We start from the raw sequence: 20,680 nt of genomic DNA, 5'->3' as shown, positions 1-20,680 counted from the left end.
ATGTCACCCGTAAACCGATGCTGCCAGATCGCGCAGCGCCTGACAGACGTCGTCCTCGTCGCTGAGCGGTGCAATGATCGCAGCCTCCAGCGCCTGATCCACGCGCATGCCCTTGGCGATCAGCGTGGCTGCATAGATCAGCAGGCGGGTCGATACGCCTTCCTCCAGATCCATGCCGGAAAGTTTGCGGATATGACCCGCCAGCCGCACCAGGGCGGCAGAGCGGCTTTCATCCAGACCGCTTTCGGCCGCAACCACGGCGGTTTCCAGCCCTGGCTCGGGGAAATCGAAGCCGATGGAGAGAAAGCGTTGCCGAGTGGAGGGTTTCAGCTTTTTCAGGATGTTCTGATAGCCGGGGTTGTAGCTGGCCACCAGCATGAAGGATTTGGGCGCTGTCAGTTCTTCGCCGGTGCGGTCGATCACCAGACGGCGGCGATCATCGGTCAAGGGGTGCAGCACCACGGCCACATCCTTGCGCGCCTCGATCACCTCGTCGAGGTAGCAGATGCCGCCCGTCCGTACCGCACGGGTTAGCGGGCCATCGACCCAGACGGTTTCGCCGCCCTTCAGCAGATAGCGCCCGATCAGGTCGGCCGCCGAGAGGTCATCGTGGCAGGCAACGGTGTGGAGTGGCAGCCCAAGCCGGGCTGCCATATGTTCCACAAAGCGGGTTTTGCCGCAGCCGGTGGGCCCCTTCAGAAGAAGGGGCAAACCGTTGGCTTGGGCCATTTCAAAGACCGATATTTCGTCTTTGCTGGCCTGATAGAAAGGCACTGCAGGAGTGTTGATCGCATTCATTTTCTATTCTCCTGGGGTTGCAATCGGGCCGGGGGCGATGACTTCACGCCGGACCACCAGTTGGCTGTAGATAAAGAGCAAAGCCCCAAGAACCACCGCAGCACCTGCGCCAAAGCGCATCATGTAAAAGAGGCCAAGTTGGTCCTGCACATCCATGTAGTAGTCCCCGACGATGCGCTGCATATGCGTCTGGATGGTGCCGGCAAAGGTCAGCACAAAGGTCATGAAGGCCATGCCGCCAGTCATCAGCCAGAAAGAGGCCATGTTCAGCACCTGATTATAGGGATCGCGGCCCCGCAGCTGCGGCATCGCATAAGAGAACATCGCCAGGTTCATCGCCACATAGGCACCATAGAAGGCCAGGTGACCGTGGGCGGCGGTGATCTGGGTGCCGTGGGTGTAAAAGTTCACCCCGTGCAATGTGTGCAAAAAGCCCCAGACACCTGCCCCAAAGAAGGCCACGGTAGAGGCCCCGAGCGACCACAAGAGCGCCGCCTTGTTGGGGTGGTTCTTGCGGCCCTTCCAGACCATGACAAAGGCAAAGCTCATCATGGCGAAGAACGGGATCACCTCAAAGGTGGAGAAGATGGAGCCAACCCACTGCCAGTAGCCGGGGGTGCCAATCCACAGGAAGTGGTGGCCAGTGCCAAGGATGCCGGAGAACAGCGCGGTGGCAACGATGACATAGAGCCATTTTTCAACCACCTCGCGGTCAACGCCGGTCATCTTCAGCATCAGATAGCCAAGGATTGCTGCCATCACCAGTTCCCAGGTGGCCTCCACCCAGAGGTGAACGACAAACCACCAGTACATTTTATCAAGGCTGAGGTTGTCGGGGTTGATGAAGGCAAAGATCCACAACAGGGACAAGAGCCACAGCCCCATCAACAGGATATTGGTAATTGCGGTCTTGCGCCCGGCCAACACGGTCATCGAGATATTCACGAGGAAAATCACCGCTGCGACCAGAATGCCGAATTTCACCCAGAGCGGCTGCTCCAGGAACTCGCGGCCGCCGTGGATCCCTACGAGGTAGGAAACAACCGCGCCCAGGGTGCCGACGACCAGGATCGCAAGCTGGATATAGGCCAGTCTGACCGAGAAGAGTTCCCGCTCGCTTTCTTCCGGTACCAGATAGTAGGCGGCGCCAAAGAAGCCGAGCAGAAGCCAGACGATAAGCGCATTGGTGTGCAGCATACGCACAACGTTAAAGGGCACTAGCTCGCTTAGCGTGTTTGGCGATACATAGATCCACCCGGCCAGCAACCCGCCCAGAACCTGAATCGCGAACAGGGCCATTGCCACGAGAAAATAGGCGTAGGCCACTTTTTGTGATTGATATTTCATAGTATTTCTCCCTTAGCCCGCATCATTGGGCGGCCAGTCCTGGGTGTCTGTCTGATCGGCCCACCGCAGAAATTCTGCGAGCCCGCGCATTTCCTCTTCGGTGATGTCAAAATGGGGCATCTGACGGCGTCCCTCGATTCCGGATGGCTGGGCCTGCATCCAGCCATCAAGCATTTCATAGGCGCCTTCCGGGTCGTCCAGAACGCCCCAGCGGGTCATCACATTGCCCACTTCGGGCGCAAAATAGGCGCCTTCGCCATGCAGGGTGTGGCAGTTGATACAGGAGGCGCGTTCCCAGACGTGCTTGCCGAGGCGCACCTCGTCCGTTAGCGGCATTCCTGCGGTGGAGGTTTCGACGATATAGCGATGGCTATGCACGGTCATGGCCACGAATACGACGACGAAGAACAAGGATCCTCCGTAGAACACATTCCTGGCCCGCGATTTGGTGAGTATCTCTGACATGTCGCGGTCCTGAGTACAGTTGCGGATGTCTGATGAATAAAAGACTGCGCCTGCCGAATGTTGTGCCAGCGCAAAGTTCGGATCTGTTCTTGAGTGCAGAATGCATCAAAAGGAGGATCTGCCCATGGCCGACCATGACCCGGAAGACCCGGATCTGCCGCTGTCTGTGCTATTTGCGAATTGGCCGGATGTGGTGGATTTGTTTCTCGCGCGCGACATGCTTTGCCCGGGCTGTCCGATCGCCCCGTTTCACACGGTTATCGACGCCTGCGAGGAATACGCCCTGGATGAAGAAGAATTTCGCGCTGAACTGCGCCAGAAGATCCGCCAGAAAGGCGGCTGACCCCAGCTGATCCCCGCAGACGCGCAGCGGCCGGGACTATTATGCGCGATTGCCGCAGGCCTAGCCTTTGGGCTTGCTCAGCAGCACCAGCCGATGCGGATCGGTCACGACAATATGCTTGCGGGTGGATTTGACCACGCCGTCACGTTCCCAGGCGGATAGCAGGCGGCTGACCGTATGCAGGGTTGTTCCGGTCATTTCCGAAATATTCAGACGAGTGATCGGAAAGGCGATCTCCAGCCCCTGATCGGTCTTGCGTCCGGACTGGTTGACCAAGCGCAGCAAAGCGGCTGCAATTCTTTGTTCAACGGCCTGTGTTGCCAGCTCGGTGATCCTGCTTTGCATTTCCTCCAACCGTTGCCCCAGTGTCTTGTAGCTTTCGGTGGAAAATCCCTTGTAGCGGCTGGTGAAGTCATCCCACAGGCGGACGGGCCATGACAGGGCGATGGATTCCGCTGCGGCCACGGCGGTTGCCGGATAGGTGGTACGGCTAAGCGCAGGGGCAATTCCGAACAGCTGCCCGGGCGCAATATGCAGCGCGATGATCTGCTCGCCGGTGGGCGTGTTCTTGATCACCCGGATGAAGCCATCCAATAGAAGATAGAACCGTTCCGCATCGTGGCCCTCGTGAAACACTTCGGCCCCTACGTCGATCCGTTTGCTTGTCGCCTGATCCAGAATCTCGCGGATCTCTGTACGCTGCAAAAGACAAAAGGGGGGCAATCCCGTCAGCAGGCTTTCATCAAGATTTTTCAAAGGCGCCTCATGCTGGCTCATGCTGGTTCGGTTTCGTACCCCCTATCAGAAACTGTGTGGATATACATGAGGTAAATAGCACCGCAGCCGACTGTGTTGCCGATGAGCGGCGGCGTGAATCCTGATGACGGTTTCTTGGCGGCGGGATGATCCTGATCAAAGTGGCCAGGGCCCCGTGCGTTTATATAGGGCGTAATTTCCAGGCCTAGACCTTAAAGGAGGTTCACATGCTACGCCTTGCATCCATTTTGTATTCTCTCATTGGCAGCAGCCTGGCCGGGGCGGGCGTTATTGTCGTTCTGGTTGCTGGATTTGTTTCTGTCCAGGCAATCTTGACTGCCGCCGCGATGGGGGCGCTGCTGGGGATGCCGGTCGCCTGGTTGGTGGCGCGCCAGCTGTATCAGGGGGCTGCTGCCCATAGCTAACGGCCTGCTGGGCAGACGCCCGGGCTGGCCGATTCTTATCTGCCAATGTTGATCAGGCGTTCAGGAAGGCACGCGCGTTGGCCTCAAATTCGCGCGGCTTTTCGGCATGCAGCCAATGGCCAGCGCCGGGAATTTTGGCAAAACGTGCATTGGGAAACCGGGCCAGGGTGACGTCGCGATCTGCGCGGCGCACATAGTCAGATTCGGCTCCTGCCAAAAACAGCGCGGGCCCGGTCCACTGGGCCTCGGTCTGTGGAAAGGACATAATGTCCGGCATGTGCCGGGCCAGGGTGTCTAGGTTCAGTCGCCAGCCTTTGTTTGCAATATCAAGTGATTGGGTGAAGAAGCTCTGCAAGGCAGGTTCCACCCCGGCGGCGGCCAGCTGCGCCTCGGCATCGGGGCGGCGTTCCACCCGCGAAAAATCCACCGCGCGCATGGCCTCGATGAATTGGATCTGGCTGTGGCTATAGGGCACCGGGGCGATATCGGCGATGATCAGCCGATGCACCATGGTCGGGTGGTTCAGGGCCAGCATCATTGCGGTCTTGCCCCCCATGGAATGACCGATCACATCCATCTGTCCACCAAACTGCGTGATGACCTCCGCCAGATCTTCGGCCATCTCGGGATAGCTGTGGCTCTGGGTCCAGGCGCTTTGGCCATGGTTGCGCAGATCAACCGCCACCACCTGGCGTTCATCTGCCAGCCGTTTGCAGATCACCCCCCAGTTGCGGGCAGAACCATAGAGCCCATGGGCAATCAGCAGGGGCGGTTTGTCGGTGGCTTGGCCATGTAGGATGTAGTTCAGCATGGGCGCAGTGATAGCGCCCTGCGCTTTGCGGCGCCAGCCCCATTGAGACACCGCCGCCCTTGCGCTACTGAGAGGGGCAGGACATTTTTGGGGCGCAAAATCATCGTGGCCCCGCAGCGCGGAGCACAGCTATGGCCCAGGACATCTTTGCCGATATCAAAGAGGTGCAAGACCTGCTGAACTCTCGTGCCGAGGCCTCTGGCGATCTGGCAGGGGCCCTGGCCAAGGCGCGCCGTCGCCTGCCGCGTCGGATTTACAAACAGGGGATGCGCCTGGCCGAGGCGCTGCCGCTGCTGGAACATCCAAAACTGCGCCAGATCCAGGACGAAGAGTCCCTGCGAAAGGCCGCGCGCGAAGTGAAAAGACACCTGAAATCCATTGATATCGCGGATAGACGCAAGGGACGCCTGCTAGAGATGCTGGCAGGAATGGTGTTTTCGCTATTGGTGGTCTTTGTGCTGCTGGTTGTGGTTCTGCGCTGGCGGGGCTTTATCTAGGTCCTGAACCATCTGATGCAGGAGAGATGTGGCCGGGGCGGAACCGCGTCGGTGCTGGGTGATCTATTCGAAGGCGCCAAGCGGCCTGCGACATGTGGGTTAGAACACTGGGAAACAGAATTCAAAAAGCCGCCGCCGGGGTATCGGCGACGGCTCTGTTTTTGTTAAGATCCAGCCTTAGAGGTTTGGATACAGAGGGAATTTTTCGCAAAGGGCTGAAACCTTGCCGCGTACGGCAGCCTCTACCTCTGCGTTGTTTTCTTCGCCATTGGCGGCCAGCCCATCAACCACTTCGACAATCAGCCGCGCGATTTCGCGGAACTCCGCCTCGCCAAAGCCACGGGTAGTACCCGCAGGGGTGCCCAGGCGGATCCCGGACGTGACCGTGGGTTTTTCCGGGTCAAAGGGGATGCCGTTTTTGTTGGTGGTGATATGGGCGCGGCCAAGGGCTTTGTCGACGATGTTGCCGGTCACGCCTTTGGGACGCAGGTCCACCAGCATGACATGGGTGTCGGTGCCGCCAGTGACGATATCAAGACCGCCTTTGATCAACTCATCCGCCAGGGCAACCGCATTGGCGCGCACCTGCTTTTGATACTCTTTGAATTCGGGACGCAGTGCTTCGCCAAAGGCAACAGCCTTGCCTGCGATCACATGCATCAGCGGACCACCCTGGATACCGGGGAAAATCGCCGAGTTGACCTTCTTTGCGATGGCTTCATCGTTGGTCACGATCATGCCGCCACGGGGGCCGCGCAGGGTTTTGTGCGTTGTGGTGGTGGCTACATGCGCATGTGGGAAGGGCGAGGGGTGTTCACCCGCAGCAATCAGGCCAGCGATATGGGCCATATCAACCATGAAATAGGCGCCAACGGAATCGGCAATTTCACGGAACTTGGCAAAATCAATCTGACGTGGGATGGCAGACCCACCAGCAATGATCAGCTTGGGCTGGTGTTCGGTCGCCAGCGCCTGGATCTGGTCATAGTCGATCAGGTTGTTGTCTTCGCGCACACCATAATGGATTGCGTTGAACCATTTGCCCGACTGGTTTGGCCGCGCGCCATGGGTCAGGTGACCGCCCGCAGAGAGGTCCATGCCAAGGATGGTATCGCCGGGCTGGATCAGCGCCTGAAACACCCCCTGGTTGGCCTGGCTGCCAGAGTTGGGCTGCACATTGGCAAACTCGCAGCCAAACAGCTGCTTGGCGCGGTCGATGGCCAGGTTTTCAGCCACGTCAACGTGCTGGCAACCGCCATAGTAGCGACGGCCAGGATAGCCCTCGGCGTATTTGTTGGTCAGCACAGAACCCTGTGCTTCCATCACCGCGGCAGAGACGATGTTTTCAGAGGCGATCAATTCGATCTCGTCGCGCTGGCGATGCAGCTCGTCTGTCATGGCACCAAAAAGTTCGGGGTCACGTTCGGCCAGGGCTTCGGTGAAAAATCCGGGATCACGGGGGGTCGCTGTCATGATGGCTCCGCTTAGGTAGGAGGTGGCAGGTTTGGGTGTTCTTGCGAATTTCCTATCGGAAACTTCACAGATCTTAAAGGCTGTAAAGCGGCAATCATCGGCGTTAGAGCGGCAAGTCTGGTCTTTGTGGTTCAGCTGTGCTTGTTTCGGAACAAAATGGCTCACACCGGAAACAGGGTTTAGAGACAATGAGAATCGCCTTTTTGGCCAGTGATGCCCCGGTGGCACAATTGGCCCGTGATGCTTTGGTCAAACGGCACGGTACGGTCGACGCCTCCGAGGCCGATGTGATTGTGGCCCTGGGCGGGGATGGCTTCATGCTGAAAACCCTGCACGAGATGGTCGATCTTGCGGCGCCAGTCTATGGCATGAACCGCGGCACCGTTGGTTTCTTGATGAATGAATACCATGAGGACGGTTTGATTGCCCGGCTAGAGGCCGCCAATGAAGAGATCATCAATCCGCTGTCAATGACAGCCATGGGCAGGGATGGGGCCGTCCACAAGGCCCTGGCGATCAATGAGGTCTCGCTGCTGCGGGCAGGTCCGCAGGCGGCGCGGCTGAAGATATCGGTGGATGGGCGGCAAAGACTGTCAGAGCTGGTCTGCGACGGGGCGCTGGTCTCGACCCCGGCGGGATCCACCGCCTATAATTATTCGGCGCATGGGCCGATCCTGCCAATTGGGTCGGATGTCCTGGCGCTGACGGCGATTGCCGCCTTTCGCCCCCGCCGCTGGCAGGGCGCACTGTTGCCCAGCAGCGCCAAGGTACGCTTTGATGTGCTGGAGGCAGACAAGCGCCCGGTGATGGCCGATGCGGATTCCATTTCCTGCCCCGATATCCAGTGGGTTGAAATCCAGACAGAACGCAGCATCCGCCACAAGATCCTGTTCGATCCTGGCCATGGGTTGGAAGAGCGCCTGATCTCAGAACAATTTACCTGAAAGAGGAGGGGGCCTGGCCGGGCTGCTCTTTGCTGCAGGTGCGCGCGATATACGATCACGTTTCTGTGATAGGGCTGGTCTTGTCGCCTGTTTCTAAGGCACTCTTACCCTACGGCAGGTCAAAGTTTCTGTGGTCATTCCTAGTCTTCTGGATGGAGCCTGCCTGTGTAGTGAGCGACAAATTTGGCCCTTTGGCGGAAGGCAGTCGTGTATCAGCTAGTTTTCATGGTCTGAAAGGAGCCGGGAGAGGGGCAACCCCTCTCCCGGTCTTCTTTTATGTGCATAGTCTTGCGGGCGCCAAAGCGCCGCCTAGGCCATCTGATCCCACAGTTGTGGGCTAAAGCGGCCAACCCGCTGTTCGATTTCGGCGCAGGCATCGACCGCCATGTCTTCGCGCCAGCGCCGGGCCACAATCTGAACATTGATCGGCTGCGGCCCGGTTGCCAGGGGCGCCAGTCGTGCCGGCACGCAGCCCGCTGGCAGGCCGAGGTAATTCATCGCGTAGGAATAGACCGCACAGCCCAGCACTTCATGCACGCCCTCGGCACCTTCGGTGTCGCGATCCGGCTTGAAGAACGGCTGCGGCAAAAACGGCGTCAGCACCAGCGGATAATCCTGCATGAACTGCGCCCATTCGCGGGCGTAGTGGCTGCGTTTGGCCATCATCTGCAGCAGTTCCGTCCCGGCAAAGGGGGGGAATTCCTGAAAATAGACCTCAAAAATCTGGCGCACGGTATCAGACCCGGCAGCGTCAATATCCTGCTTCATCATGGCATAGACTTCGCCCATCAAGGCACGATAGCCGGTGCGACCAGCGTCAAAGACATCTGGCGTTTCGACCTCTTCCACCACATAGCCTGCATCCGACAGCGCATCGCGGGCGGTTTCCAGTGCCAGATTGACCTCGGGGTGCAGATCATAGCCATAGGTGTTGCGGGTAAAGGCAACCTTGATGGGGCCATCCAGCGCCGCGCCGCGCCAAGGCAGGGGCACATGAAAGGGATCGCGGTGATCGGGGGCAATCAGGTTGGGCATCGCCAGATGCAGATCTGCCGCCGAGCGGGTGATCAGACCCTGCACCGACATGGATTGCGCCAGGATGCCGCGTTCGGCTTTTTGGCTGGGGTTCCAGGCGGGCACACGCCCCAGGCCGGGTTTCACCGTCACCGCACCATTTGCGGCCGCCGGAAACCGCAGCGAGCCACCAATGTCGTTGCCATGCGCCAGCGCGCCAATGCCTGCCATGACACTGGCACCCGCTCCGCCAGAAGACCCGCCAGCCGAGATATGTTTGCCCCAGGGGTTATGGGTGCGGCCATGCAGCGGGTTGTCGGTGTCCGCGCGAAAGGAAAACTCGGGCGTGTTGGTGCGGCCGATCACAACCGCGCCGGCCTTTTGCAGGTTTGCCACCACCGGCGCATCGTCGGGGGCGATCAGATCCTTCAGCGCCACCACACCGTTTGAAGTGGCATGGCCTGCTTGATCAACGTTGATCTTGATGGTCACGGGCACCCCCTGCAAGGGCCCCGGCGTCGCGCCAGCAGCGCGGGCCTTGTCCAGATCTCGGGCCCGGGTCAGGGCCTCGGTGCTCAGGTCTTCCACCACCGCGTTCAGCGCGGGGTTGACCGCCTGCATGCGGTCAATCGAGGCCTGAACAGCGGTCTCTGCCGAGAGGTCGCCGGCCCGTGTCAGGGTGGAAAGTTCGGTGGCGCTAAGGCGCCAGATATCGTCTGTTTTCATAATGCTCATCTCCTGCCGGGCAGGGTAGAGCGGCACAAATCGGTTGCAAGGGAAACCCGCCCATAGTTCGCGCGGATCGATTAGATTTTTTGGGTGTTTCCTGGTTTTTGCGGCCGTTGTGCGCCATGCGGTCAATCTATCGCCGCGGCGGCGCTTGCGGGGCGGTCAGGGGGCGTTGCCGCCCCCCAAAAAAGGCCAGCGATCTGGTGTCAGGCTTTGGCAAAGCCAAGGCTTTGCAGTGCTTCGGTGATTTCATCCAGAATCACCGGGTCATCAATGGTCGCCGGCATTTTCCAGGCGGTGCCATCTGCGATATTCACCATGGTGCCGCGCAGGATCTTACCGGATCGGGTCTTGGGCAGGCGGTCGACAATCACCGCCGTCTTGAAGGCCGCCACCGGACCAATCGTGTCGCGTACCTGTTTGACCACCTCGGCGATGATCTCATCCGGATCGCGGTTGACCCCGGCATTCAGGCAGAGAAGGCCCAGCGGCATTTGCCCCTTGAGCGCATCGGCCACGCCAATCACTGCGCATTCCGCCACATCCGGATGCGCGGCCAGAACCTCCTCCATCGCTCCGGTTGACAGGCGGTGCCCGGCCACGTTGATCACGTCATCGGTACGCGCCATGATGTAAAGATAGCCGTCTTCGTCCTTCATGCCCGCATCTCCCGTTTCATAATAACCGGGGAAGGTCGTCATGTAGCTTTTTCGAAAGCGCGCCTCGGCGTTCCACAGCGTGGGCAGGGTGCCGGGGGGCAGGGGCAGCTTGATGGCGATGGCGCCGAGTTCTCCGGCGGCGACGGGGTGGCCGCCTTCATCCAGAATATCGACTTCATAGCCGGGCATTGGCAAGGCGGGCGAGCCCAGTTTGGTTGGCAGCTCTTCAATACCAAGCGGGTTGGCGGCAATCGACCAGCCGGTTTCGGTTTGCCACCAATGGTCGATCACCGGCACCTTGAGCTGGTTTTGCGCCCAGGTGATGGTGTCTGGATCGGCGCGCTCGCCCGCCAGATAGACCTGTTCCAGGCAGCTCAGGTCGTATTTGCCGACGAATTCGCCCTTGGGGTCTTCACGCTTTACCGCGCGAAAGGCGGTGGGCGCGGTAAAGAAGCTTTTGACCTTATGTTCGGAAATCACCCGCCAGAACGTGCCCGCATCCGGGGTACCGATGGGCTTGCCTTCAAACACAACGGTGGTGTTCCCGTGGATCAGCGGACCATAGCAGATATAGCTGTGGCCCACGACCCAGCCCACATCCGAGGCGGCCCAGAACACATCGCCGGGATCGACGTTGTAGATGTTCTTCATTGTCCAGTTCAGCGCCACCAACTGTCCTGCAGTATGGCGAATAACCCCCTTGGGCTGACCCGTCGTGCCAGAGGTATAGAGGATATAGGAGGGGTGATTTCCCTCAACCGGGAGGCAGTCGGCGGGTTCGACCCCGTATTGAAAGCCATGCCAGTTGAAATCCCGGCCTTCGACCAGCTGTGCCACTTCCTGTTCGCGCTGCAGGATGACGCAGAAATCCGGTTTATGCGTCGCCAGCTCAATGGCGCCGTCCAGCAGTGGCTTGTAATGTACCACGCGGCCCGGCTCTACCCCGCAAGAGGCGGCGATGATGGCTTTGGGGGTGGCGTCATCAATGCGCACTGCCAGTTCATTGGCAGCAAAGCCGCCAAAGACCACCGAATGCACGGCACCGATACGGGCACAGGCCAGCATGGCCTCCAGCGCTTCGGGGATCATTGGCATATAGATGATGACGCGATCACCCTTTTCGATGCCCTTGGCACGCAGGGCGCCGGCCAGATTTGCCACGCGATTGCGCAGCTCCACATATGAAATTTCGCGTTTTGTATGGGTGATCGGGCTGTCATAGATGATCGCCGTCTGCTCGCCGCGCCCGGCCTCAACATGGCGGTCCACCGCGTTGTAGCAGGTGTTGACCTTGGCATCGGCAAACCATTCAAAAAGCCCCTCGCCCTTGGTTGTCAACGCCTTGCTTGGGGGGGTATCCCAATCAATGGCTTCGGCGGCCTGCATCCAAAAGGCTTCTGGGTCGGCTTTCCACTGGGCATAGGTCTCTTTATACGACATCGGCGTCCTCCACGCGTTTTGTGTTGAAACGAGTTAGGCGCAAGCCCGCCGTCTGAGCAAGTAATCATAGTGACCCCGCGTCACAGAGACGCAATAAATTTGCACCCTGCGGTCAAGAGTGACTGCAAAGTTTTGCAAAGTCTCTATATAGATGGGTTTCACAGCAAGTTTTCCTTGGTTTCGCAAACTTGCTAATCTGAAATGGCTAATCTCCGCCTGCCGGGTGTTTGCTGGCTTGGCGATCCTGGGGTTGGTCTGAAATCAGCCAGCTCTTTGCGGTTTCAAAATTTTCCGCGTCAAAGAACCGGGTCTCTGCCCCCACGAACTGCGCACCGATCTTTTGCGCCATTTTCTGCCAGGCCCGGTCGCCAACGATGGCCGCCTTGTCCAGCATCCCGACGTGGCAACGCGCAAGCGACATATGGGCCGCCATGGCCGACAATCCTTGCCAGCCATCAAATTCGCGCAGATCAAGCAGCAAGCGAAACCCGTTCATTTCGCGCAGCTTTGCATCTAGATCACCCTGCGCGATTGCGTAGTCCTCGGGGCTCACTTTGCCGATCAGTTCAATTTGCACGGCTGGGCCGCCCAATGTGCGCAGGTGAATGGCGCCAAGTGACTCTCTGAGCCAACGCCGGGCTGCGTCTTCGTCTTTCAGATCAAAAACCTGTACCGGGCAGGGCATGAACGGCGCAAAGGCGCGAAAGCTGTTGGCAATCCAGCCAGGGGCCGCGCAGACCGCCAGCCGGTCGAAGCCGCGCCAATGACTGAGGCCAAGTTTCATATCGGCCCAGACGGCCCCGACTTCAAAATTCACATCGCCACTAACCACAATCAGCAGGCGCACCGCGTCAACTTCGGTTAGCGCCGCTTCAAGTGCTGGTGTCAGTACGTATTCATAGTCCTCGGATGAGATGGTTCCGCTCATGCGCATCTCAAGCTGGCCTGCGGTGCCAGTATCGCTCATTTTGATCATCGTGAAAGCCTTCGGTGTTCCCAGAATGATTAGGATGTAGATTTTCACTGGTGCATATCAAATCGGGACTGTCCGCATGGGCCACAAGCGAGACGGGGCGCGCGCATAACGGCAATGCGGCAGCCCCGTGCTGCCGTTATCGCAGGTCGTGCAGCATCTTCTTTTCATAGGCGATCAACCGATCCCCCTGGCCAGCGGCCACCTGGTTTGGCCAGTCGGGGTTGGCGATCAGGGCACGGCCAACGGCGACAAGGTCAAATTCGTTCCGATTGGCGCGTTCCACCAGACGGTCGAGGCTGGCGGGTTCTGCCGCCTTGAAATCGGCGGTGCCATCTTCCGGCAGGAAATCGGCGTTCAGCCCGACACTGCCCACGGTGATGGAGGGCTTGCCTGTCAGCTTGCGCGTCCAGCCCGCCAGATTCAGGTCGCTGCCGCCGAATTCGGGTTCCCAGAACCGGCGGGTCGAGCAGTGAAAGATGTCGACGCCTGCCTTGACCAGTGGGGCCAGAAACGCCTCCAGCGCCTCGGGGGTGTCACAGAGCCGGGCGGAATAGTCCTGCTGTTTCCACTGGGAATAGCGAAAGATGATCGGGAAATCCTCGCCCACGGCGGCACGCACGGCAGCTATGATTTCTAGTGCAAAACGGGACCGCTGGGCGAGATCGCCACCATAGCCATCGCTGCGCTGGTTGGTGCCCTCCCAAAAGAACTGGTCGATCAGATAGCCATGCGCACCGTGCAGCTCAATCGCGTCAAAGCCGATGTCCTTGGCGTCGGCTGCGGCCTGGGCAAAGGCGGCGACCACTGCGTCGATATCGGTTTGGGTCATGGCGTGACCGGTGATCTTGCCGGGGATGGCCATGCCGCTGGGGCTGTGGCCGGGGGTGTCGCCGCCTGGGGTGACGCCGGGGCGACGGATGGCACCTACATGCCATAGCTGCGGCGCGATCTTGCCACCCGCCGCATGCACCGCATCGACAACTTTTTTCCATCCCGCCAAGGCCGCATCACCATAAAAGGCGGGCACATTCGGATAGCCGCTTGCGGCCTCGTGGTTGATAAAGGTGCCCTCGGTGATGATCAGCCCAACGCCGCCTTCGGCCCGGCGACGATAGTAGGCGACCACTTTGTCATCAGGCACATTGCCGGGCGAAAAGGTACGCGTCATCGGTGCCATGGCGATCTTGTTCTTCAGGCTGAGCTTGCCCAGGGTGACGGGGGTAAACAGGGTCTCGACAGGGTCCATGGTCATGTCCTTTTGTGCTTCGGTGTGGGCGCGTGCTTTCTGACCGCCCAGGCGTTGGGGATATGAAACAGCAGGTAGCGGTTACAGGGTAGGGGTTACTTTGGGTCGTGAGGGACTGTGACCCAGCGTTTTTCCATCCGGCGCCTTCTGTGGGGCTGGGGCCTGCAAAGCTCTGGCGCGCGGTGGTTTCATGTCTTGCGGCGGCGCTGGGGTCGGCCACGATTGCCTGGGCTTTTGGTCTTGCATGTCTTGGGTATGCGCACCGCAGGCTGGCAGGTGCTGGGAAAGGTCGATACAGCCGGGTGCAGAATTGCCGATGCAGCCTGCTGTTGCTTGACCCGCGCGGCGGGAAAGACCACTTTGGCGCAAAACTTTGAGCAGGAGCCAGCATGGCCACGACCCCCCCACCTTTTGCGCGCTTTGAATGGATGATAGCCTGGCGCTATTTGCGAGCCCGCCGGGCCGAAGGGGGCGTGTCGGTGATGACCTGGATCAGCCTGATCGGCATTACCCTGGCGGTCTTTGCCCTGATTGCCACTCTGGCGGTGCGGTCTGGGTTTCGCTCGGAATTTGTCGGCACCATTCTGGGGGCCAATGCGCATGTCACGCTTTATTCCCACGGGGCCCTGAATGCGGCAGGCCAGATGGAGCGCAGCCTGAAAGATTTTGATGCCATGGCCGCGCGGGTGGCCAAGGTGCCCGGCGTGATCCGGGCGGCACCGCTGATCAAGGGGCAGGTCATGGCCAGCGCCCGCCAGCGTAATTCCGGCGTCGAAGTCTTCGGCATCGCCAAAGAAGGTATTCTGACCATTCCCGGCGTGGCCGAAAGCGACGGTGCAATGGGGGACCTTGCCCGCTTTGAAGAGGGGGTCGCCATTGGCTCGGGGGTGGCGCGCGAACTGGGCGTCAGCCCCGGCGACCGGATCAAGCTGATTTCACCCGATGGCGTCAAGACTGCATTTGGCACCAGCCCACGGGTCAAGGCCTATGAGGTGGTCTATATCTTTACTGCAGGGCGCTATGACATTGACCGCACCCGCCTTTACATGCCCTTTGCTGAGGCGCAGAGCTTTTTCAACCGCGAAGGTGTGGCCGATGAAATCGAGGTCATGGTCGAGGCCCCGGAAGAGGTGGATCTGATGGTGCTGCCGCTGCTGCGCGCTGCGGCAGGGTCGATCGGCGTCTGGACCTGGCGCGATGCTTCGGGCGGGTTCTTGCGCGCGCTGGAGGTCGAAGACAATGTAATGTTCATCATCCTGTCGATCCTGGTGCTTATTGCGACGATGAATATCGTCTCGGGCCTGATCATGCTGGTGAAAAACAAGGGCCGCGATATCGGGATCCTGCGCACCATCGGGCTGAGCGAAGGTTCGATCATGCGCATTTTCTTTATCTGTGGTGCCTTTACCGGCGTGTTGGGGACGCTGTTCGGGGTCATTCTGGGCTGTCTCTTTGCCAGCTATATCGATCCGATTTTCTCTTTTGTGAACTACCTCATGGGGGGCGGTGTCTGGGATCCGTCGATCCGCGGCATCTATGCGCTGCCGGCCGAGCTGAACCTGCCCGATGTGCTGTCGGCTGTCGGCCTGTCGCTGGGCCTGTCCTTCGTGGTGACAATCTTTCCCGCCCGGCGCGCAGCCCGGCTGAACCCGGTAGAGGCCCTGCGCTATGAATGAAGCCGTTCTGGAACTGAAATCCGTCACGAAATCCTACAATCAGGGCACTGCGGCGCAGATTGACGTGCTGCGCGGTGTTGATCTGCGCCTTGCAGCCGGAGAGATGGTGGCCCTGGTCGCGCCCTCGGGGGCGGGGAAATCCACCTTGCTGCATATCGCGGGGTTGCTGGATACGCCGGACGGTGGATCTGTTCATGTGGCCGGGCAGGGGGGCGATGGCAAAGGCGATGGCAAGCGTACCACCCTGCGGCGACGCGACGTGGGGTTTGTCTACCAGTTCCACCACCTGTTGCCGGAATTCACTGCGCTGGAAAACATCGTGCTGCCACAGCTGGCCAATGGCACTCCGCAGGCGGCGGCCCGGCTGCGGTCGCTAGAGCTGTTGTCTCTGGTGGGCCTGTCGAACCGCGCCAATCATCGCCCTGCGGCGTTGTCGGGTGGCGAACAGCAGCGTGTTGCCTTTTGCCGTGCCCTGGCGAATAGCCCGCGTGTTTTGCTGGCGGATGAACCCACAGGCAATCTGGACCCTGGCACCTCGGATCAGGTCTTTGCCGCGTTGTTGGATCTGGTCTCGGGCACGGGCCTGTCGGCGCTGGTGGCGACCCATAACCCCGATTTGGCGGCCCGGATGGACCGCCGCGTCAAGCTGGAGAACGGGCGGCTGGTGGATTTCTAGCCAGGTCAGGCCAGCTGGGTAATCCAGACGCCAGGCGCCACGGGTAGGCCGGTTCTTGTCGCAAGTACCGGCCAGAGCCTGCTGTGGAGCAGGCGCAAGAGACAAGGCGTAAAGCGCGCGCCGGTGTTTCTACCCGGAGGGCGGTATCGATGGGGCCTTCGACTAGCCGCAGATCCCCGCCAGTTCGACCTCTTTCCACGGCAGATAGACGCCGCTTTCGCGGCTGGCTGGCAGATCCGACACCGGCATGACCGCCTTGAGCATCGCATGCAGCCGCTTGCTGCGGGCGGCCTGTGGTGCCAGGGCACGACAGCAGACATATTCTTCGACGATGGCCCCCTGCTGTTCATAGCCGTAGCTGAGAAAATCTGGGCTGCCATCCAGCGCAAAGAGATAGGGATCGGGGCTGCTGCCATGTTCGGCGGCGGCGCGCAGCGGATGATAGCCGGTCTGGGCGCGGTTTTGCCATTGCCAGACATGGGTCATCTCATGCGCCAGCAACATGGCCTCTACCAGATAGAGCCGCTCTGGGTAGGCGGGCATGTAATCCTCGGTATACCAGTCTTTGACAAAGAAGATGCGGTTGAACAGGGCAATGGCGGCTGGCGAAGAGGTGACGACGGTTTCTTCCTCTATGGGGGGCAGGATACGTTCCCGGCAGGTTTCGCGCGGGCGCGGTTTGCGGCGATAGGTGACGGGTGCGACCGGCGCGCCCCGCACCAGGCGCACCCGGTCCAGATCGATACTTTCGCCGTGAATTTCGGCCAGAAACCCCCGTTCCGCCTGGCTGACCGGGCGGCCACAGGACAGCAGAAGCGGCCCAAGAAGCACAGAGAGGACCAGGCCGATGCGCAGTCTCATGCGGCATAGAAGGTGGCAGTGGCGGTGGCGACCAGCTTGTCGCTGGTCTCTTCGCGCATATCAGCGCGGGCAAAGACCAGGGCCTTGCCCGCCCGCACCACCTGCGCCTGACACAGGATGGCAGAGCCAACGCCCGGACGCAGGAACTGTGTGTGCAGATCGGTGGTGGCAAACATCCGCAGGGTGCCGGCATGGGCAATCGCGGCCAGCACCATGGCGGTATCTGCCAGTGCGGTCAGCGCCTGACCTGATACAATACCGCCGACCCGTTCCAGATGCGGGGCAAGGGGCATATGTAGTACGGCCTCGGTCGGGGAAAATGTGGTGACCGTCAAATTCAGGGCGCGCACCCATTCGGCAAAGTTTTCATCCAACAGGCGTTGCGCGTCTGTGACGCTCATCAGGTCTGGCTGAGTCATTTTGGTCTCATCGCTGTGGGGTCATGCAGAAGCCTAGCTGTGCCGGGCGGTCAACTCCACCCTGGATTTCGCGGCAGGAATTCTCCCGTCAGGGGGGGCGGGTCTGCCAGGAATACTGCCCTTGACTGCAAGAGCGTCAGGAAAGGTTTTTCACAGCCCCTAGGGGACCTCTTTCACAAGGCCACAACACCTGCCATAATGGCCGCAACCAAAACAAATGAAGAGCAGCCCCCGCCGATGGCAAACGACCTCCTCAGTACTCCCGACGCCGATATCTATGACGCCTCCTCTATCGAGGTGCTGGAGGGGCTGGAACCGGTTCGCCAGCGTCCCGGCATGTATATTGGCGGCACCGATGAAAGAGCGCTGCACCATATGGTGGCCGAAATCCTCGACAACTCGATGGATGAAGCGGTTGCCGGCCATGCCAACCGGATCGAAGTTACGCTGAATGCCGACTATTCCATTACCATTTCGGACAATGGGCGCGGCATTCCAATTGATCCGCACCCCAAGTTCCCCGATAAATCAGCGCTGGAGGTGATCCTTTGTACCCTGCACGCAGGGGGCAAATTTTCGGGCAAGGCCTATCAGACCTCGGGGGGGTTGCACGGGGTTGGTTCTTCGGTGGTGAATGCGCTGTCCGACAGTCTGGTGGTGCAGGTTGCCAAGAACAAAGAGCTGTACGAGCAGCGGTTTTCCCGTGGCCTGCCGTTGGGTCCGGTGGAAAAGATCGGTGCCGCGCCGAACAAGCGGGGCACATTTGTTACCTTTCATGCGGATGAACAGATCTTTGGCTCGCACCGGTTCAAGCCCAAGCGCCTGTTCACCCTTGTGCGGTCCAAGGCCTATCTGTTCTCCGGCGTTGAGATCCGCTGGAAAAGCGCCATCAATGATGGGGAAACTCCGCAAGACGCCACCTTCCACTTTCCCGGCGGGCTGAAAGACTATCTGACCGAGGTGCTGGGCAAATCCTCTGTCTATGCCGACGCGCCCTTTGCCGGGAAGGTCGAGTTCCGCGAGAAATTTGGCGCGCCGGGCTATGTGGAATGGGCGATCAACTGGACGCCATCGCGTGACGGGTTCACCCAAAGCTACTGTAACACGGTGCCCACCCCCGAAGGCGGCACCCATGTTGCCGGGTTCTGGGCGGCGGTTCTTAAGGGGATCAAAGCCTATGGTGAGCTGGTCGGCAATAAGAAGGCGGCGAGCATCACCCGCGAAGATCTGACGGTTGGGGGCTGCGCGCTGGTCTCTTGCTTTATTGCCGACCCGGCCTTTGTCGGCCAGACCAAGGATCGCCTGTCGACCGAGGTGGCTGCCAAGATGGTGGAAAATTCGGTGCGCGACCATTTTGATAACTGGCTCGCGGCGGATACCAAATCGGCCGGTGCCATCCTTGATTTTCTGGTGCTCCGGGCCGAAGAACGCCTGCGCCGCAAGCAGGAAAAAGAGACCCAGCGGAAAACGGCCACCAAAAAGCTGCGCCTGCCGGGCAAACTGACGGATTGCACCTCCAAGGACCGCGCGGGCACCGAATTGTTCATCGTCGAGGGTGACTCGGCTGGTGGTTCGGGCAAGGGGGCGCGCAACCGGGTGAACCAGGCTTTGCTGCCGCTGAAGGGCAAGATCCTCAACGTGTTGGGCGCGGCCTCGAACAAGTTGGGCTCCAACGCCGAGATCAATGATCTCTGTGAGGCGCTGGGCGTCGGCATGGGCAGCAAATTCATGCTGGATGATCTGCGCTATGACAAAATCATCATCATGACGGATGCGGATGTTGACGGTGCCCATATTGCCTCTTTGCTGATGACGTTTTTCTTTACCCAGATGCGGCCCTTGATTGACGGTGGGCATCTTTATCTTGCCTGCCCGCCGCTGTTTCGCCTGACGCAGGGCGCGCGCCGGGTCTATTGCCTGGATGAAGCAGAACGCGACGCTTGGTTGGAAAAGGGCCTGGGCGGCAAGGGCAAGATTGATGTCTCGCGCTTTAAAGGTCTGGGCGAGATGGATGCCAAGGATCTGAAAGAAACCACCATGGATCCGACCACCCGCAAGCTGATCCGCGTCACCATTGACGAGGATGAACCGGGCGAGACGGGCGATCTGGTGGAACGTCTGATGGGTAAAAAGCCTGAACTGCGCTATCAATACATCCAGGAAAACGCCAAATTCGTCGAAGAACTGGACGTTTAACCTGCCCAGCCCCTGGTTTTGCTTCGGCTGCCCCCGATGCTGGGGGCAGCGGTGCCTGGGCTAGTCGTCAAAGCCCAGAAAGCGGGTGGTGTTTGCGACTGGGCGCCTGCGTGAGATCACGGAATTTGCCACAAAATCCTCATCCGGCCAGCCAAGGGCCACACAGGTCAGAATGATCTGATCCTCGGGAATATTGGCAACCTCACGCACCACCGGGCTTTGCATGATGCCCTGGCCATTGATCACTGCGCCCAGGCCCTTGCTCCAGGCGGCCAGAACCAGGCCGTAGGTCAGGGCGCCGGTGTCGAAATGGGCAATGGTATTGTCCAAAAGGCTGCGATCAAAGCAGACCACGATTGAAACCGGCGCGTCAAACTGGCGAAAACCGCGCATGACCCAGTCTTGCCGACGCTCTTTATCGTGGCGTTCAATCCCCATGGCCTCAAACAGCTGCACGGCGATTTCGATCTGGCGGGCACGATGTTCGCCTTCATAGGCGGCATAGTCTTCGATGTCGCGGCTGGGGGGCGTGCCGTCCAGCATCCGTTCGGTATTGCCTCGGCGCACCTGTTCCAGCGGCGCGCCGGTCAGCACATGCAGATGCCAGGGCTGGGTGTTCATCGAAGAGGGTGCGCGGTTCGCCAGTGCAATGATTTCTTGCAGCAGTTCTTTTGCGACGGGTTGATCGGTAAACCCACGGATAGAGCGGCGCTCTTGCATTGCCTGTTCAAGCTTCATCATTGGCCCCTTTTGCACCTTGCTTGCATGATCGACCACATCGCCCACCTGCGCTGACGGGGCGGATGCGGCAGCTGGGCACCTCGACCCTTTTCGGATCGGGGCACCCATGTCAGCGATCTTAGGTGGCAAATTTCGTGCTTTACAGGGGGTTTTGCGCGCGTGCCGCAGCGGCACTTGGGCCCCGCCTG

The 20,680-nt window shown here is 59.9% G+C and carries 20 protein-coding genes; 7 read left to right on the top strand and 13 right to left on the bottom strand.

The genetic code is table 11. The features are described 5' to 3' along the window. Positions 1–3: 3 nt before the first annotated feature. Genes P2081_RS05740 through P2081_RS05730 form a run of 3 tightly spaced genes read right to left on the bottom strand, consistent with a single transcriptional unit; the run spans position 4 to position 2,610 of the window. On the bottom strand, positions 4–798 hold the full coding sequence (locus tag P2081_RS05740) for a CbbQ/NirQ/NorQ/GpvN family protein (protein WP_278921904.1): 795 nt from the start codon (positions 796–798) through the stop codon (positions 4–6). A 3-nt stretch (positions 799–801) separates the two neighbouring features. After that, a complete protein-coding gene (locus tag P2081_RS05735) occupies positions 802–2,145 on the bottom strand; it encodes a cbb3-type cytochrome c oxidase subunit I (RefSeq protein WP_278921903.1) in 1,344 nt (447 codons plus the stop codon). A gap of 12 nt (positions 2,146–2,157) precedes the next feature. Continuing rightward, positions 2,158–2,610, bottom strand: coding sequence for a c-type cytochrome (locus P2081_RS05730; protein ID WP_278921902.1), 453 nt, complete (start codon positions 2,608–2,610; stop codon positions 2,158–2,160). A gap of 124 nt (positions 2,611–2,734) precedes the next feature. Here P2081_RS05730 and P2081_RS05725 point away from each other — a divergent pair, with 124 nt between their 5' ends. After that, complete coding sequence (locus P2081_RS05725; protein WP_278921901.1) at positions 2,735–2,953, top strand: DUF1858 domain-containing protein; 219 nt, start codon at positions 2,735–2,737, stop codon at positions 2,951–2,953. A 60-nt stretch (positions 2,954–3,013) separates the two neighbouring features. On the opposite strand, the gene P2081_RS05720 is transcribed toward P2081_RS05725, so the two are convergent. Further along, the gene (locus P2081_RS05720; protein ID WP_278921900.1) at positions 3,014–3,709 is read right to left on the bottom strand and encodes a Crp/Fnr family transcriptional regulator; all 696 of its coding nucleotides are present in this window, start codon (positions 3,707–3,709) and stop codon (positions 3,014–3,016) included. Between the two features lie 227 nt (positions 3,710–3,936). On the opposite strand from P2081_RS05720, the gene P2081_RS05715 reads away from it, so the two are divergent. Next, a complete protein-coding gene (locus P2081_RS05715) occupies positions 3,937–4,134 on the top strand; it encodes a hypothetical protein (protein ID WP_278921899.1) in 198 nt (65 codons plus the stop codon). Between the two features lie 52 nt (positions 4,135–4,186). On the opposite strand, the gene P2081_RS05710 is transcribed toward P2081_RS05715, so the two are convergent. Further along, complete coding sequence (locus tag P2081_RS05710) at positions 4,187–4,945, bottom strand: alpha/beta fold hydrolase (protein ID WP_278921898.1); 759 nt, start codon at positions 4,943–4,945, stop codon at positions 4,187–4,189. A gap of 131 nt (positions 4,946–5,076) precedes the next feature. On the opposite strand from P2081_RS05710, the gene P2081_RS05705 reads away from it, so the two are divergent. Continuing rightward, a complete protein-coding gene (locus P2081_RS05705) occupies positions 5,077–5,442 on the top strand; it encodes a hypothetical protein (RefSeq protein ID WP_278921897.1) in 366 nt (121 codons plus the stop codon). 177 nt (positions 5,443–5,619) lie between these two features. Here the strand turns inward: P2081_RS05705 and glyA are convergent, their stop codons facing one another. Beyond that, positions 5,620–6,915, bottom strand: a complete 1,296-nt coding sequence (gene glyA, locus P2081_RS05700) for a serine hydroxymethyltransferase (protein ID WP_278921896.1) — start codon at positions 6,913–6,915, stop codon at positions 5,620–5,622. A gap of 188 nt (positions 6,916–7,103) precedes the next feature. On the opposite strand from glyA, the gene P2081_RS05695 reads away from it, so the two are divergent. Further along, positions 7,104–7,859, top strand: coding sequence for an NAD kinase (locus P2081_RS05695; RefSeq protein ID WP_278921895.1), 756 nt, complete (start codon positions 7,104–7,106; stop codon positions 7,857–7,859). Between the two features lie 309 nt (positions 7,860–8,168). Here the strand turns inward: P2081_RS05695 and P2081_RS05690 are convergent, their stop codons facing one another. The 4 genes from P2081_RS05690 to P2081_RS05675 all read right to left on the bottom strand — a co-directional run bounded on the left by P2081_RS05690 (position 8,169) and on the right by P2081_RS05675 (position 13,929). Continuing rightward, positions 8,169–9,599: an amidase family protein gene (locus P2081_RS05690; protein WP_278921894.1), complete on the bottom strand. Its 1,431-nt coding sequence runs from the start codon at positions 9,597–9,599 to the stop codon at positions 8,169–8,171. Between the two features lie 209 nt (positions 9,600–9,808). Further along, positions 9,809–11,701, bottom strand: coding sequence for a propionate-CoA ligase PrpE (gene prpE / locus P2081_RS05685; RefSeq protein ID WP_278921893.1), 1,893 nt, complete (start codon positions 11,699–11,701; stop codon positions 9,809–9,811). Positions 11,702–11,906: 205 nt separating this feature from the next. After that, positions 11,907–12,668: a SpoIIAA family protein gene (locus P2081_RS05680; RefSeq protein ID WP_278921892.1), complete on the bottom strand. Its 762-nt coding sequence runs from the start codon at positions 12,666–12,668 to the stop codon at positions 11,907–11,909. Positions 12,669–12,813: 145 nt separating this feature from the next. After that, positions 12,814–13,929 (bottom strand): NADH:flavin oxidoreductase, encoded by a 1,116-nt coding sequence (locus P2081_RS05675; RefSeq protein WP_278921891.1) that lies wholly within the window; start codon positions 13,927–13,929, stop codon positions 12,814–12,816. 383 nt (positions 13,930–14,312) lie between these two features. Here P2081_RS05675 and P2081_RS05670 point away from each other — a divergent pair, with 383 nt between their 5' ends. Both P2081_RS05670 and P2081_RS05665 read left to right on the top strand, forming a co-directional pair. Next, on the top strand, positions 14,313–15,599 hold the full coding sequence (locus P2081_RS05670) for a lipoprotein-releasing ABC transporter permease subunit (RefSeq protein WP_278921890.1): 1,287 nt from the start codon (positions 14,313–14,315) through the stop codon (positions 15,597–15,599). Continuing rightward, on the top strand, positions 15,592–16,275 hold the full coding sequence (locus P2081_RS05665) for an ABC transporter ATP-binding protein (RefSeq protein ID WP_278921889.1): 684 nt from the start codon (positions 15,592–15,594) through the stop codon (positions 16,273–16,275). Before P2081_RS05670 ends, P2081_RS05665 begins: the two co-directional genes overlap by 8 nt. A 162-nt stretch (positions 16,276–16,437) precedes the next feature. Here P2081_RS05665 and P2081_RS05660 read toward each other — a convergent pair whose 3' ends face one another. Next, on the bottom strand, positions 16,438–17,136 hold the full coding sequence (locus tag P2081_RS05660; RefSeq protein ID WP_278921888.1) for a hypothetical protein: 699 nt from the start codon (positions 17,134–17,136) through the stop codon (positions 16,438–16,440). Further along, positions 17,133–17,555 carry a PaaI family thioesterase gene (locus tag P2081_RS05655; RefSeq protein WP_278921887.1) on the bottom strand — a complete coding sequence of 141 codons (423 nt, stop codon included), beginning with the start codon at positions 17,553–17,555 and terminating at the stop codon, positions 17,133–17,135. The genes P2081_RS05660 and P2081_RS05655 overlap by 4 nt, the downstream gene beginning before the upstream one ends. 237 nt (positions 17,556–17,792) lie before the next feature. On the opposite strand from P2081_RS05655, the gene parE reads away from it, so the two are divergent. Beyond that, entirely contained in the window at positions 17,793–19,751 is a 1,959-nt protein-coding gene (gene parE / locus P2081_RS05650) for a DNA topoisomerase IV subunit B (protein WP_278921886.1), read from the top strand. 60 nt (positions 19,752–19,811) lie between these two features. Here the strand turns inward: parE and P2081_RS05645 are convergent, their stop codons facing one another. Then, positions 19,812–20,489 carry a nitroreductase gene (locus tag P2081_RS05645; protein WP_278921960.1) on the bottom strand — a complete coding sequence of 226 codons (678 nt, stop codon included), beginning with the start codon at positions 20,487–20,489 and terminating at the stop codon, positions 19,812–19,814. Positions 20,490–20,680 lie beyond the last annotated feature (191 nt).

Source organism: Pseudophaeobacter profundi, assembly GCF_029697505.1.
Lineage (GTDB): Bacteria > Pseudomonadota > Alphaproteobacteria > Rhodobacterales > Rhodobacteraceae > Pseudophaeobacter > Pseudophaeobacter profundi.
This window is presented reverse-complemented; position numbering and strand designations above follow the sequence as displayed.

Bases quoted from the DNA above. Each gene is read 5' to 3' on its own strand.
- parE (WP_278921886.1), top strand. From the start codon at position 17,793: ATGGCAAACGACCTCCTCAGTACTCCCGACGCCGATATCTATGACGCC.
- P2081_RS05735 (WP_278921903.1), bottom strand. From the start codon at position 2,145: ATGAAATATCAATCACAAAAAGTGGCCTACGCCTATTTTCTCGTGGCA.
- P2081_RS05660 (WP_278921888.1), bottom strand. From the start codon at position 17,136: ATGAGACTGCGCATCGGCCTGGTCCTCTCTGTGCTTCTTGGGCCGCTT.
- P2081_RS05690 (WP_278921894.1), bottom strand. From the start codon at position 9,599: ATGAAAACAGACGATATCTGGCGCCTTAGCGCCACCGAACTTTCCACC.
- P2081_RS05710 (WP_278921898.1), bottom strand. From the start codon at position 4,945: ATGCTGAACTACATCCTACATGGCCAAGCCACCGACAAACCGCCCCTG.
- P2081_RS05680 (WP_278921892.1), bottom strand. From the start codon at position 12,668: ATGAGCGATACTGGCACCGCAGGCCAGCTTGAGATGCGCATGAGCGGA.
- P2081_RS05645 (WP_278921960.1), bottom strand. From the start codon at position 20,489: ATGAAGCTTGAACAGGCAATGCAAGAGCGCCGCTCTATCCGTGGGTTT.
- P2081_RS05725 (WP_278921901.1), top strand. From the start codon at position 2,735: ATGGCCGACCATGACCCGGAAGACCCGGATCTGCCGCTGTCTGTGCTA.
- P2081_RS05695 (WP_278921895.1), top strand. From the start codon at position 7,104: ATGAGAATCGCCTTTTTGGCCAGTGATGCCCCGGTGGCACAATTGGCC.
- P2081_RS05730 (WP_278921902.1), bottom strand. From the start codon at position 2,610: ATGTCAGAGATACTCACCAAATCGCGGGCCAGGAATGTGTTCTACGGA.
- P2081_RS05670 (WP_278921890.1), top strand. From the start codon at position 14,313: ATGGCCACGACCCCCCCACCTTTTGCGCGCTTTGAATGGATGATAGCC.
- P2081_RS05715 (WP_278921899.1), top strand. From the start codon at position 3,937: ATGCTACGCCTTGCATCCATTTTGTATTCTCTCATTGGCAGCAGCCTG.
- prpE (WP_278921893.1), bottom strand. From the start codon at position 11,701: ATGTCGTATAAAGAGACCTATGCCCAGTGGAAAGCCGACCCAGAAGCC.
- P2081_RS05665 (WP_278921889.1), top strand. From the start codon at position 15,592: ATGAATGAAGCCGTTCTGGAACTGAAATCCGTCACGAAATCCTACAAT.
- glyA (WP_278921896.1), bottom strand. From the start codon at position 6,915: ATGACAGCGACCCCCCGTGATCCCGGATTTTTCACCGAAGCCCTGGCC.
- P2081_RS05655 (WP_278921887.1), bottom strand. From the start codon at position 17,555: ATGACTCAGCCAGACCTGATGAGCGTCACAGACGCGCAACGCCTGTTG.
- P2081_RS05740 (WP_278921904.1), bottom strand. From the start codon at position 798: ATGAATGCGATCAACACTCCTGCAGTGCCTTTCTATCAGGCCAGCAAA.
- P2081_RS05705 (WP_278921897.1), top strand. From the start codon at position 5,077: ATGGCCCAGGACATCTTTGCCGATATCAAAGAGGTGCAAGACCTGCTG.
- P2081_RS05675 (WP_278921891.1), bottom strand. From the start codon at position 13,929: ATGACCATGGACCCTGTCGAGACCCTGTTTACCCCCGTCACCCTGGGC.